General features: G+C 38.9%; 10 protein-coding genes. 2 read left to right on the plus strand and 8 right to left on the minus strand.

Translation table 11 applies throughout. From position 1 onward, the window contains the following. Nucleotides 1–183 precede the first annotated feature (183 nt). A complete protein-coding gene (locus IPM34_13630; protein MBK8956579.1) occupies nt 184–1,641 on the minus strand; it encodes a vanadium-dependent haloperoxidase in 1,458 nt (485 codons plus the stop codon). 368 nt (nt 1,642–2,009) lie between these two features. Here IPM34_13630 and IPM34_13635 point away from each other — a divergent pair, with 368 nt between their 5' ends. Both IPM34_13635 and IPM34_13640 read left to right on the plus strand, forming a co-directional pair. Then, nucleotides 2,010–2,699 carry a response regulator transcription factor gene (locus IPM34_13635; protein ID MBK8956580.1) on the plus strand — a complete coding sequence of 230 codons (690 nt, stop codon included), beginning with the start codon at nt 2,010–2,012 and terminating at the stop codon, nt 2,697–2,699. Between the two features lie 90 nt (nt 2,700–2,789). Continuing rightward, entirely contained in the window at nt 2,790–3,266 is a 477-nt protein-coding gene (locus IPM34_13640) for an isoprenylcysteine carboxylmethyltransferase family protein (GenBank protein MBK8956581.1), read from the plus strand. Nucleotides 3,267–3,335: 69 nt separating this feature from the next. Here the strand turns inward: IPM34_13640 and IPM34_13645 are convergent, their stop codons facing one another. From IPM34_13645 to queG, 7 genes are all read right to left on the minus strand, one after another. Next, nucleotides 3,336–5,960, minus strand: a complete 2,625-nt coding sequence (locus tag IPM34_13645) for a hypothetical protein (protein ID MBK8956582.1) — start codon at nt 5,958–5,960, stop codon at nt 3,336–3,338. 255 nt (nt 5,961–6,215) lie between these two features. Beyond that, nucleotides 6,216–7,370 carry a hypothetical protein gene (locus IPM34_13650; protein MBK8956583.1) on the minus strand — a complete coding sequence of 385 codons (1,155 nt, stop codon included), beginning with the start codon at nt 7,368–7,370 and terminating at the stop codon, nt 6,216–6,218. 41 nt (nt 7,371–7,411) lie between these two features. After that, entirely contained in the window at nt 7,412–7,933 is a 522-nt protein-coding gene (locus tag IPM34_13655; protein MBK8956584.1) for a hypothetical protein, read from the minus strand. A gap of 642 nt (nt 7,934–8,575) precedes the next feature. Then, nucleotides 8,576–9,241 carry a nitroreductase family protein gene (locus IPM34_13660; protein MBK8956585.1) on the minus strand — a complete coding sequence of 222 codons (666 nt, stop codon included), beginning with the start codon at nt 9,239–9,241 and terminating at the stop codon, nt 8,576–8,578. 11 nt (nt 9,242–9,252) lie between these two features. Continuing rightward, the gene (locus IPM34_13665; GenBank protein MBK8956586.1) at nt 9,253–9,954 is read right to left on the minus strand and encodes an SDR family oxidoreductase; all 702 of its coding nucleotides are present in this window, start codon (nt 9,952–9,954) and stop codon (nt 9,253–9,255) included. Between the two features lie 111 nt (nt 9,955–10,065). Then, nucleotides 10,066–12,039, minus strand: a complete 1,974-nt coding sequence (locus IPM34_13670; GenBank protein ID MBK8956587.1) for a T9SS type A sorting domain-containing protein — start codon at nt 12,037–12,039, stop codon at nt 10,066–10,068. A gap of 195 nt (nt 12,040–12,234) precedes the next feature. Then, entirely contained in the window at nt 12,235–13,158 is a 924-nt protein-coding gene (queG, locus tag IPM34_13675) for a tRNA epoxyqueuosine(34) reductase QueG (GenBank protein MBK8956588.1), read from the minus strand. Nucleotides 13,159–13,871: the final 713 nt, after the last annotated feature.

Raw genomic sequence — 13,871 nt, forward strand, 5'->3', positions numbered from 1 at the left:
AGCTTTTTCGCTGAATTCAATTCCCCCACCCTAAAAGCCTAAAAGCCTAAATCCCGATAAAATTGCATAATATTTTAGTAAAGAAAAAGTTAGCTTTATTTTATCGGGACTAAAAGCCTAAAAGCCTAAAAGCCTACATGCCTAAAAGCCTACATGCCTAAAAGCCTACACCCCTTCTCCCCTTTAACCTTTCCTCTTATACGTTCCGTCAAAATACTTTTGAAAAACATCATCCCATAGGAAATGTGCGACTTTTCTGCCCATTTTTAAACCTTCTACATTATCGGCCTGAATGTGGTAACCTCCCAGAACCCTTGAGATTCCAGCCATTTCTGCAGTTGCCGTAAAAGTTGGCAAAGGCAGGGAAACAGGATCTCCGGGTGTTTCGGTGATAATACCGCAAATTCGGTTTTCTGTTTCTCCAAAATCATCGCTACCTGTAAACAACTCCAATATTTTTGCGCATGCCCCACTGACTGTGCTGTGTCCGGAAACATAAGCCGGAAATGGAGGTGAAACAAAATCTGCCGGTGAGTAAGGATGCCATCTTTCAGCCGGAATATCCAGCGTTCCTTTATCAGGTCCACCCCAGCCTTTTATTGTTTGACCTTTATAGTATTGTCTAACTAAGGTCCAGGGTCGCGAGCTGTCGTAAAATCTTTTTGTTTCCCAACATGCTATAAAAGCATCCATAGCTGTTAAGGCTACGACAAAATACATTTTTACGTCGCGATCCAAATCGTTATGATCTCTAAAGGAAACTAATTGCGCAAATCGGAGCCAATGACCTGCCTGTCCTGTCGAACGTGGACCATCTCGCATAAATTCTATGGTTGATTTCCTGGTGTGATCCAAATTGGCATTAAAATCAATACACTCGTCCACCTCCTTCTTCAATTGTTCGCTTCCGTATTTTGGATATTCAGGCGCACGAAACTGTGAAGAGGATTTTAGTCCAAATGGCTGGACTCGATACCAGTGAGGCGTTAAAAAATTGACTAAAAAGGTGTCCCCATTATTTTTTACAAATGGAAGTGGGTGCCAACGGTCGGGATCAATGACCTTTTTATAAGTGTTTACTGGTCTGTAATACGTATAATCCGAATAAGGTTTACCATCTGAACCGGGTTCGTTACCCAGCTGATTGGCACCATCCTGATGCCGTTTTTTTAGCAATTCCCTGGCAATGAGGTTACCTATACCTTCAGGCTTGGTTTTATCAAGTGTATAATTTTTAGGATCATAACCCATTTTTTGAAATTCTTCCAAAATCTGCTTTTTATCTAAAGGAAATTGGTCAATCAATACATGCAACATGGCATAACTGATCGCCTTTTCCTTGTTCTTTTTGGTTCTCTCTGAAGCAGGCCTTCTCAATTTTGAACCGTATAGACTATTTACAGCTTTGGCATCATAGCACGCCCATGCATCGTACATGGCATTCATCGCGATGCCTAACTGTCGGGCTTGAATGGTAGGCTTGGCACCATAACGGTCCACATCATTAGCAGTTACTTCCAATGCAATATCAAGCCATTTATTGGCTAAACTGGGTTTAAAGACCTTCTCTTTTTCATTTTGTCCGCTTACTGAGAAATGACAAATAGAAATCAAGCTTAACAGCGCTAAACGAATTTTCATATGTTTTATTAATTTGTTTTCTTATGACTCGACATGTCTATAAACCGGAATTTAAACCAAGACTGAACCAAAAAAAAAACTCAGTCATCTAAACCCATGCAAAACCTTGATATAATTATTTAGATGACTGAGGACGGGTTCCAAAACTATTTGAAATCACTGGATAAAATTCCGAAAATCGATAAACCAAAACCGATGAATTCAGACTCATCAACTTCTGATGAAATCTCATGATGGCTCAAATTTAGAATGTCTGGTTACCGGATTCGCTAAAAATCCATAAAACCCTTTATATAATGGATAAATAGGCTGATATTTTATTTAAAATTATTTTGGAAACAAAGCTAAAGAGTAATTTTGGCCAAATTATGTCACTTAAATGTCTGGTAGTCGATGATGATCCTTTGATTGGGGATTTGATCAAACATTTCTGCTCTAAAACCGAACAGATTGAATTTTGCCTGGTCGCATCAACGGCTATGGATGGACTCAATTTGTTAGGCTCCGGTAACATGGATTTGGTATTTCTCGATTATCACCTGCCTGATATGAAGGGTCAGGAATTTCTCGAGCGAATGCCTGACAAGGTTCCAGTCGTCATGGTTACCAGTGAATCGGATTTTGCGGCTAAAAGCTATGAATACGACCTCGTTGTTGATTTTCTGGTAAAACCGCTAAGCTACGAGCGCTTTCTTAAGGCTATACAACGAATTCTTCAATCGGCAGATGAATCTGATAAAACCAAATTGGATGAATTCATTTTTGTTAAAGATGGCACCAAGTGGGTAAAAATAGAATTCGACAAATTATTGTATATAAAATCTGAGGGCAATTATTCTAATTTTCATACCGAAGCCGGTCAAAATATGAGCCTGATCACAATGAAAGATCTCGAATCAAGACTGCCCAAATCATTTATCCGAGTTCACCGTTCGTATATCGTAAATGCGAAAAAGATCCAAATGATCAATCAGGATGAAATTACCATTCATGGAAAAGAAATTCCCGTTGGTGAAAAATACAAAACAGATTTGCTGAAATGGATAAAAGAAATTTGAATTTTTGAATTAAATTTTAAAATCCGAACAATCCTGTTTTCAAACTCATATATTTAAATATCAAATCCGACTTTGCCAAATCAAGAGGCCATGTCAACATCTTTATACTTCAGAAATTTATTTTTTATTATTGTTCAACCTGGATTAGTCACTTTGCTCATCCCTTATCTATTGTATAAAAAATTTGAAATCCCGGTTCAGGATTTTGAAATCAAACCACTACCCATCCTACTTTTTTTCCTGTTTATCGCAGGTTTTGCCATACTCCTTCACTGTGTGTATCGGTTTATTCATCAGGGCATAGGTACACTGTCTCCATTGGATCCAACAAAACATCTCGTCACAAAGGGTTTGTACGCATATTCCAGAAATCCAATGTATATCGGAGTTATGGCAATGTTGATTGCTGAAAGCTTTTATTTTCGTTCTTCTCTATTGGGTTGTTATACCCTATGCATCTTTCTGTTATTCAATGCATTTATTCTTCTACATGAAGAACCGAGACTCCAAAAAGTATTCGGGAGCGATTACCAAAAATATAAGGCAAAGGTTCGAAGGTGGCTGTAATATCTGGTTTAAACAAATGGCACTAATCTTTACATCCAGATTTACAATGCAATTAAAGGATTATAAAATTCAGGAATAAGGATTCAATTGTTTTTGTAAATACCGGATGCAATATTGAAAACCAAAATTTACTCTGGCCTGATCCGTGTCGTTCAAGGATTTTCCACCAGTCATTTTTAATCTCAAATCGTTTAAGGATTGTTCCATTTTCACCAAGTCCAACAGACGCATGCTGTTTGCCAACCGGTGCACTATTCTTTCGTATTCAGAAATATTTCCTTCTTTCATGGCTACTTGAAGCTTTCGGGTAAGATCTGTCCATTCCTTAATCATAAGTTCCAAAGCTTGGTTTGACCTTTGAGTATCCCCTTCATATTGCCGGGTCAGATTGGCTGCCACCGGCAAACTATACATGCGCAGATAAATTACTTTAGAAACCGTCTCAATCAACTGTTCCGGAGAAACAGGCTTTTGCAAAAATGAGTCTATCCCGCTAACTAATTTCTGGCCGTCGTCGTTTGCAGAAATAACGATCAAAATACCATACTCATCCAGTTGCCGTTTTACTCTGTCAATGACATTTTCCAATCGGCTTTCTGCAAAATTAAAGTCACTGATCACTAATGAATATCGTTTATTCGAGATTAAAAATTCTTCAGGATCATTAAAAAGATCTACAGGCACTCCAATTTTTTCAAAAATATGCTGATAATAAAAATTGTTCTGAGGATCGTCATCTACACAGGCACAAGCTGAAATCAAGTGTTTCAATTGAACTTGTGGTGAATCCGTAAAGCTTGCTTTGGCAGCAGATCTCCTCATTTGGGTTGGCAAAAGAAAACCAAAACACAATCCTTTTGGATAATTTCTTTTTATCTCCAACTTGGTATTCATCAATTCAAGCATCCTGATGACAATGGGCAATCCGAGTCCCACATTCTGGATCTGTCTCGATTTCCCAGTTACCGGTTTCAAATTCAAAACATTTGCAATATTGTCTTCACTCATTCCCGGACCCAGATCCTGTATTTCAAAATAGAGTTGATGGGCTTCTGCTCCTTTTACTAAAAGCTTAACTTCCTGTTCGGCGCTGGAATAACGGATGGCATTGCTGAGCAGGTTATTTAATATCTGACTTAATCTGACCGGATCTGCAGTAAAATGTTCATGGTTTAAATCAGGATCCATTTCCAGGTTGACCCGAATTCTTTTTTGCGTAGCTTCAAATAAATGGCCTTTTATAATTTTTTCCAGAAATTCCTTTAAACCTATATCCTGGGACTGCAAGAGGATCTGGCCATTCAGCAATTTCCGGTAATCCAACACATCATTAACAAGCGTTAGCAAATGTTCGGAGCTGAATTTAAGATTCCGGATAAAAGCATCCTGATCCTGCCTGGGTTCATTTTTTTCAAGCATATTGACCATGCCCAATATAGATTGTAACGGATTTCGCATTTCATGGCTCATATTCTCAATAAAAGCTTGCTTCGCCTTATTGGCTTCATCAGCCTGATCCCTGGCCAACATAAGCTCGTTTACATAATGATGAATTCGCGAAGACATCTCCTGAAATGATTTGGCAAGGTCACCAATTTCATCATCCCTGTTGATATTTAAGTTTACGACATTGGGGTTATTTCCAAATGCCGAAATACTTTTGGTAATCTCACTGAATTGCCGGGCCTGTCTCCGAGTCCAATACAAGGCAATAAATACTGATCCCAGAATAAACAATAAAGTGATATAAATAATACTCAGTTTCCACTTGTTGAATACACCCAACAAATTTTCCTCGATCGAACTGAGCGTAAAATAGAGCAGGTAATTTTTTCTGGGATAATTGAATTCAATAATGGATTCACCACGGGATTTGTCGATAAACCCACTGTAATTACTGGCAACCAGGGGAGTGGAAATCCAATTTTTTCTTACATCTTCCAATATTATGTTTGGGTTTTTGTCAAATTCAAATTGAAACACGCTATTCGTGTCGGGATGGATCAGGTAATAACCGTCCTGGTTGATGAGTTTCAACTGGTTGACTTCACCCGTCACTTTTTCCAGTTCTTTAAAGATAAATGTCAAATCCACATTGACAATTACAATACCCCACACGTGTCCCTGAAAAAATAATGGAGTAGCAACTCTCAAGGTTGGAACAACGGGAAATAAGATTCTTCCATATTCCTGATTCAAATTGATTTCGGAAAAATAAATAGAATCTTCAGGGAGCTGAATGGTTTCTCTGAAATAATCGCGATCTCCTTTAAGTTGCAGCAAACTGTCTGCGACAATAAAAGCCTGGCTCTGAATATGCTCCACTCTGATCAATTCGTGACCCTTATTTTCGAGACCAATGACCCGGATTTGCGCATATTGGTTTTTTGCACGGAGCAAGGCTAAAAATTCTGCAGCCAGTTTTTCTTTTAAGCGTTTGTCCTGACTATTCGACTGAAAATCCTTTAAAAAGGGATTATTGGACAAATACCAAACATCCTTGCGCACATCATCCAAAAAAGAATGAAATTTCAATACAGCTGTTTCATTGTTATGCAACAAGGTAATCATGGTATTTTCCATCACCTTGTTGGAACTTAATTTGTAAATGGCATAGCCCAAAGTCGCACTGGTCAAAACCAGCAAGACAAAATATACGAATGCATTTTTAACTGTAATAGAAATTCTGGGCATGTTGATGATTTCCTGCAAGAGCAAATATAAGGGCAATTCAAGAATACAAGAATTTCAACTGCCCAACCTTCGTAGAATAAAGAAGCCGGAGCTTCCTCCGGCTACGTAACAAGAATTAACAAAACTTGAATTAAATAATCGGTTTGTTTCTTTATTCTCTAATATGATTTTGAAGAATTCAACCCATATGCATTAAGATAATTGCCAGTTTTATCACGTGCAACGGGATTCCTTATTGCAGTTTGAAGTATGTTATCAATCTTTCGACAAGGAGAACTTATGCGAATACGTAAGATTCAGGCTGTAATCGGCAAAGGCGGCATCACCATGGCGTTGTCCGGTTGGATCGGCAAGATCGTAAACACTTTTTGTTCTGTTCCGGTAAAGCGCAAAGGGAACGGTGAGAGCCAGATTGTTTTGACCGAATTGATAAGAAGCAGAAGGTTCCACTGAGATCACGTATCCCGGCCTTCTGAATCCTTCGCTGTCTCCAAAAACATCAGACGAAGGAATCCCTTCCAAACGCGATCCCAACCCAAAGTTGAGTTGGTGATTCACCATATAATTGGCACCCAGTCTTACCGCAAACTGATCGGCAACAGAATGATAAGCAATGAGGGGATCTGCACCAGCCAGAGTTCCGCGGGTGAGTGTATTGTTTGTGTTTTCCGGATTAAATAAATAAAACGAATTGAAATAAAGTGAAAGATTATTAAGAAGTACAAGATTGGACTGGATCTCCAGGTTAAATCCGACTCCACCATCACCCAATTGAATAGATTGGTCAACAGGTCTAACGAACGTCGAATCTCCGCCATCCGATTTCCTCCTGTGAAAATCATCAGTAACATTTTCATTACCAGTAGGGAGTTTGATTCCAGCTCCTACACTCAAATTAAATTTCGAATGGGCAAGCGGATTGGTAACGGTGTACAAGACTCCCAATCTCATATCGCCAATTCCACTGGCCTGGGTATTGAATCTTTTCTGTTCGGGGTTTGCGGTCAATGAATTTCCATAATGCTCGTACAAAGAAGAGCGGTCGTAGTAGATCAAAGGGAGATTCGCTGAAACCGAAACTCTCTCGGATAAACCATAGGACAATCCCAATTCCATAAAATAGGAATCATTAATCACTTCTGTTCCTTTTTCAACCCGCTCCTTTTCTTCATGAGAACCTCTGAAGTGTTTGTAGGATTGAAAATATCGGAGATTGGAAGTAAACAAAAGACCGGATTTGCTCACAGTTGTTCCTGAATTTGTTGCACTGCATCCCATTCCCCTGATGGCAACGCAACCTTGTGCATTCGCAACCTGCATACCGGTGAATAAGATGAACAGGATAAACAACATTGCAAAACTTACGTAGGAATGCAATGAACGTTTGAATAAGTCGAAGTTTTTTTTCATGGCTGATATTGATTAAAAGGCTGTATAAATGAAGAAAATAATTACGTAGTATGTTTTTTCAAGTTGACCAAAGGCCAATTCCATTGAGCTGTTTTGGAAGAATATGACGGTTCAAAGGCTTTGTGTTCAGCCTGATGAAAGGCATAAAGGATCAGGGCAGCTGCAATCAGGACCAGATTTTTTACAATGTATTGTCCGGTCAGGGTCAGGGTAAAACTATCTTGCCAGGTATCTGTCGGCAAGTAAAACAATGGAAGAAAAGTTGTAAACATTTGAAGGCTGAAAAGCCCAAATGCAATCCTCGTTAATTTGGGAAACAACCACAGCAAGCCAATCACACATTCTATAAATCCAAGAAATGGTGTAAAAAATTCAAGGGTCACCCAATTCGAAATGGTCTCTTGATGGAGATGTGCGATGAGTGTTTCGGCTGGAGAGAGATGGATTAATTTCAGGAAGCCAAACCAAAAAAACACAACAAATAGGGAGAATCGGTTAAACCACAGAATTTTGTCAAGAAAAGGGACTGATCTTGAGTCTGCTATTTGAGTCTTAGTTTTCATTGGTTGGAAGTTAAAATATAAACCTGGCTGTTTTGTTTCAGTGCAAATCGCACAACGAAAGTAGACAGGCACTCAGATGAAGAATCAAGTATTCCTTGAATCCATTTAAAGAATGTACAAAACGGGTAAAAAAAAGGATGAAGTGATCAATCGAGTAAGTTCAACAAGCCTTTAGGGTCAAGCCGGCATTGAAATTTTACAATTATTAGAATCATTCTAATGTAACGGGCCATTCACATACTGAAGACCATATAAAGATTCAATTTCAAGGTTTACAAACTGATATTAAAAAAATTATTAACCAATTCGTTCGCACGGCATAAGTATATAAAATTTATAATTCCAGAACAGAAAGAATAAAAAAAATACGATGTCTCGAGAATGAACCGCAAAGATCAGAGAGGTTTAGGCCAAGGTCGCAGAGTGGTTCTCATAAGGAAAATGATTTTCATATGAGAGATTAGAAGCAACCTGTGAATTCTCTCACACCTGAGTCTTTCATAGCTTTCCCGACAAATAAAAAATCGAACATTTTAAAATTGACAGACCAAAAGGGTTTATGGGAAACCCGATTTTGAATTGAACTACTATAATCAAGCTGGCATGTGCTTACATGGATGAATAATTTTAAGTCACCCGCATTCAGTCATAATATTCAACAAACTCCTTCAATTGTTTTCTTTGAATAGCCGGAACCGAAACTTCATCGGATGGAAATCCAAACGGTATGAGTAAAAATGGTTTTTCATTTTCGGGTCTTTCCAAAATTTCCTGCAAAAAATTCATAGGGCTTGGGGTATGGGTCAGACAAACCAATCCGGCATTGTGAATCGCCGCAATGAGCAAACCACAAGCCAATCCTACCGACTCCTGTACGTAATAATTCTTTCTTTTCTTCCCATCGATTACATCGTAAGTTTTTTTGAATACGACAATCAAAGCGGGTGCTATTTCGAGAAACGGTTTTTGCCAATCCGTGCCTAACGGGGCCAAATCCCTCAGCCATTCTTCTGACATTCGCCCATGATAATTCTCATATTCTTCAGCTTCCGCTGCTTCCCTGATGTGTTTCTTTAGTTCTTTATTCCTGACCAGGCAAAATGTCCAGGGTTGTTTATTGGCGCCTGATGGTGCAGTTCCTGCTGTTTTTAATAAATTTTCAATGATTTCATCGGGTATAGGTCTCGAAGAAAAATCTCTGACCGTTCGCCGCCCATCCATCAGATTGTAAAAACTTTCTGCCCGCATTTTCATTTTATCAGGAGCATAAAGCATAGGGAAATATGGGATAAAAGATGCCTCGTTCATACAGGATTAATTTATAAATCGCCCAATTGCGGCCTGAGTATTATTTCTTCAACTACTGCCGAAGGACTTAATGATAAAATATACGCAACCGTTTTCGAAACGTCTTCGGCCATCATCAACCTCTCCAGGGGCTCATTGGATCCCTTCCATGAATCCGACCAGGTGGCCCCCGGAAGTATGGATGTAACCTTGATTCCTGAATTCTTAAGTTCTTCCCGAAGACATTTGCTAAATCCCAATAATGCAAATTTACTGATGCCATAAGAACTTCCACCGGGGTAAGCCTGTAAACTTGCGATGGAACACATGTTGATCACAAATCCAGATTGGCGATGAATCATATGGGGTAAGAGTGCCCGTGTCAAATGATAAGCACTCTCAAAATTTGTCTTCATCAAAAGTTCCAGCCTCCCTTCGGGTTCGTCCACAATATTTCCGGGTTCAAAACTTCCGGCATTGTTTATCAACACATCGACTGGATCGAATAAACGTAGAATCCCTTCAGCCAATTCAGCGATTTGTTTCCGGTCTGAGACATCACAAGATTTATAATAGACTTTAATAGTTGGGTTTATGGATAAGAGTTCCTGTTTCAGCAAATCGAGATCGCCCTCATTCCTGGATGTGATAAACAAATTATAAGACAATCCTGCAAGTTCTTTTGCTATAGCTTTTCCAATACCCTTACTGGCTCCGGTGATGACGACATTCATGAGCGAAAGTTATAAATGTAATTTTAAATCTTTTTTGAGAACTGAAAAAGAATTCAAGAAGAGATCTGATTTCAATTCCTGGTTGCCGCACATAAGGACAAAAAGATGTACTCAATTACGAATAATCTTTGCCCAGCGAACCGGCAAATTGCTGCTTTCCAGTCTGAAAAAAAGGATCCCACGTGGCAAAGATGCCAAATGAATAGGATGTAATTTACTTTCCTGCAGTTTTTTAAACAGCAGTAGTTTCCCTTGTGCATCGTAGATGCTCAGCTCCGCATTGCGAAACTGATTTAGATCCAATACTGCATGGTCCTGTACCGGGTTCGGATAAATCCAAAGGTTTGCTTCAAGAGTGTTACCATTGTATACATCCCATATCAAGGGTAAATGATAAGTATTTAATTCAGTATCGTAACATTCTGCCTGCAATTCAAGTCCCAAATTCAAAGGGAAGTTTTGCTCATTCCGGAAAATGAACAGAGGCTTTTGAAAATCAATTTCGTTTAAACCATCGGCGTTCCAACTTACATACAATCCTTGTCCGCTTAGGTGGTAATACTCTTCGGGAATTTGTGTATAAATAATTTCTTTACCATTTAAAGAATTCACGAGGATATGAAATTGAAATCCCGAAATTTCTTTTGGATGACGAAGATACAAAGCAGTATTTTCCGGACTCAGTCTCCTGGCTTCGAGATAAACAGCAGGATCTTCGGCAATTCTGCTTGTGTAAGTATTGCTCAATCCGGAGTAACTCACATCGACATCTCCCATTTTTAATGCAAAAATGTTGACATTGGTAATTGGGAAATTACTGATGTTGACTCCTTTGAATTCAATATCGGCAATGGGCCTGTTTGGAATGGCTACAGTTCTCCAATCCTGTCTCAGGAAATACCAGGGCTTGGCTATACTAAATGTTTCCTTGATTCCCAGGATAATCCTTCTGATTTCAGTTATGTCTGATGCTGTTATCTGAAAATTAAAATTGACATCGGCTGCAATATTCTGAGCCGTATCCTGGAATCTGTCTATTCCTAAAATATGTCTTTGGATCATCACAATATCTTTGGTACTGATGCCGTCCCTGGATTGTGAATTTTTTACCATGCGATAATTGTACTGGCCCGGAGTTTTGGTTTTCAAAGTAAAACCGTAATGCAATCCTACACTTTCCGAAATGCAAAATTTACGAATAAGATTTTCATTTTCAAAAATGATGGAATCCGGCGTGACTTTAATTCCTTTATCGTTGCGAATGATCCCCCCGATATCTGCCCGCTGTGCCATGGATAATAGATCGTAAACCATGGATGCTGTGCAGTTAAAGCGATCGGTAATGGTTAAAGTATAACTTCCCGACCGAACGTTAAACAAGTAAGATAAACTGTCGCCCGTATTCCATTTATAACTGTAAGGAGCAAATTCTCCCACCGGAGTCAGATTGATAAAACCCTCATCTTCACATACCACATCGGATTTGTTGATGATCTGTTTAAAGTTGTTGAAGTATTTATGGACATTCATAAAAGTGGTTCCGGTTCTTACCTGTCCGTTGCAAATATCTTCAATGGACCATTGCCTGCGAATACTCACGGGAATGTTGCAGTTCTGAGAAATTCGGGTGTCAAAAAAATTGATGCGAACAGAACCCAATGATTTTGGAATCCGCAAAAGTTTAACTGTTAAGGTCGAAAGGCTATCGGGATGATCGATGGTTGTGTCTGCAGGAATTCTGATGTCATGAATACCCAAATGTTGAATGGTGATGTACTGGGTGCATCTCTGCTGGTCTCCAGCCGCATTTGTGATGGTAAAAATTCGGGTTACCAAGTCAGCCCTGTTTTTACAATCCCCCTTTTGATAGACCTCCAGATAACTCATGGTGATCTTACCACCGGTATTGGTAAGGATCTTGGGTGTTCCTGTAATCGTGGTATCGTATTTGGAACCTTCTGTCAGAGTTATGGGCTTCGGGCAATCCACGGTAAGTGTTGTGGGCCCAAAGGCATAGATCGTGGAAGTAAATAATAAGACCAACAGGCCACCGGAGAATTTCAAAAAATTGAATCTGCTTCGCATTCTCAATGGTTTATAGCTTAAAAATAATAAATATTCTATTGTTGCCAATCAGGATAATCCTGTGCAAACGTTAAAATTACATATTTGTTAAAATGAACAAGCTTAATCAGGCGAAGTGACGAGGGATATCTAATTCAAAATCATGTATATAAACAAAAAAAATGCGTTGTTTGTTCCAAGGGTGTCCAAAGCAAATTATTTTTCCGAAAGCAGACGGACTGTTTCTTTAATCCCGGCCAGACCTTTCCTTTTCAAGGGCGAATCCCCAAAATCCCGATCAAATTCCTCAAGGCCCATGTTCATCCAATCTTCTGCAGATCTGCTCAGGATATCTTTTTTAGGATTGAAATCAGATTCGGTATGTGGTTTTGTAAACCGGTTCCATGGACATACTTCCTGGCAAATATCGCAACCAAACATCCAATGATCTAATTGACCGGAAAACTCCTCCTCTATTTTGGTTTTTTTCTCGATGGTCAGATAGGAAATGCATTTGGATGCATCCAGTAAATATCCCTGCTGATCAATGGCCTGAGTTGGGCAGGCGTCGATGCATCGGGTACAGGTTCCGCAGTGATCTTTAATAGGATTTCCATATTCAAATTCTAGGTCTGAAAAAATACAAGCCAGAAAAAAATAAGATCCCATTTTAGGATGGATCGACAAAGTGTTTTTTCCATTCCAAACCAACCCTGTTTCTTTGGCCCATTCCCTTTCCAAAACCGGGCCTGAGTCGACAAACGAACGTAACACATTGGAGGAAGTATTAGATTTGATCCAGCTTTCAATTTGCTTTAGTTTTTTCCGGATTATTTTATGATAATCTTTTCCCAATGCATAGCGTGCAATTTTTGGAATTTTATCATCGACATAACTTATATCCTGAAAATAATTGTGGATCAATACAATTACTGAAATTGCCCCGGGCACGAGTTTCCTTGGATCTTTCCTGAATTCAAAATAATGATCCATGTACGACATTTCTCCATGGTAGCCTTTGTCAAGCCATTCCTGTAATCTTGCAGATTCATCGTCTAAACTTCTTAAGGCGGCATAACCAACCTGATCAAATCCGAGTTGAAGTATGTAATCACTAAGTTGTTGCTGATAAATCTGCATTCCTAAATGTATCTACTTGTGTATTACCAGCAAATATAGATATCGAACCTGTTTGGAGCGAAACAAAACAACTTGGGCGGTCTTCCTCAACTACCCGGCTGAAATGTTTTGCTTTTCGAGTAAAATCAACTCGTTCAGGCGGGAAGAGCCCGATGCATTTTCTTAAAATGCTAATTATAACGGAAGAATTGTTGTTCATTCTTAATAAGGAATACTGACCACATTGCACGACCTTACTATACACAATACTCCATAATCCTTCAGACATCGGGTTGATGAATATTTTATGGATCAAATCAAAAATATGGGGAGAAATCAACTTTGACGTCAATTTTTAAATAAATTCACGGATTCAAAAAGCCCAAAATTATCCAATTGACTTTCACTTATTCCTAAGATTCATTGTTCTTTTTTGTCTTGATACATGACTGAACGATTACGCCGTAAGGCGTATCGATGTCCACAAAGGACATCGAAGTGAAGGAACCGCGAAGCGGCTGACCTGTTATTATTATATATGTTTTCATTTCTTAACGCTAAAATGAAAAAAGGCCGATCTGAATTTCAGATCTGTTTACTAATTGGACATACTGATTTTATTTATTTCAGATATCAAAATTGCTTCATTTCAACTTAATCCCCATATATTTTACCTGACCCCTTTTTATATCGACAACTACATGTCGGGACTCTATAATTTATAATCCAAAAAA

Source organism: Saprospiraceae bacterium (assembly GCA_016716185.1).
Classification (GTDB): Bacteria; Bacteroidota; Bacteroidia; order Chitinophagales; family Saprospiraceae; genus Vicinibacter.

Coding starts and splice junctions, on each gene's coding strand:
- IPM34_13670 (MBK8956587.1), bottom strand. CDS start 12,039: ATGCGAAGCAGATTCAATTTTTTGAAATTCTCCGGTGGCCTGTTGGTC.
- IPM34_13645 (MBK8956582.1), bottom strand. CDS start 5,960: ATGCCCAGAATTTCTATTACAGTTAAAAATGCATTCGTATATTTTGTC.
- IPM34_13640 (MBK8956581.1), top strand. CDS start 2,790: ATGTCAACATCTTTATACTTCAGAAATTTATTTTTTATTATTGTTCAA.
- IPM34_13655 (MBK8956584.1), bottom strand. CDS start 7,933: ATGAAAACTAAGACTCAAATAGCAGACTCAAGATCAGTCCCTTTTCTT.
- IPM34_13630 (MBK8956579.1), bottom strand. CDS start 1,641: ATGAAAATTCGTTTAGCGCTGTTAAGCTTGATTTCTATTTGTCATTTC.
- IPM34_13660 (MBK8956585.1), bottom strand. CDS start 9,241: ATGAACGAGGCATCTTTTATCCCATATTTCCCTATGCTTTATGCTCCT.
- IPM34_13650 (MBK8956583.1), bottom strand. CDS start 7,370: ATGAAAAAAAACTTCGACTTATTCAAACGTTCATTGCATTCCTACGTA.
- IPM34_13635 (MBK8956580.1), top strand. CDS start 2,010: ATGTCACTTAAATGTCTGGTAGTCGATGATGATCCTTTGATTGGGGAT.
- IPM34_13665 (MBK8956586.1), bottom strand. CDS start 9,954: ATGAATGTCGTCATCACCGGAGCCAGTAAGGGTATTGGAAAAGCTATA.
- queG (MBK8956588.1), bottom strand. CDS start 13,158: ATGCAGATTTATCAGCAACAACTTAGTGATTACATACTTCAACTCGGA.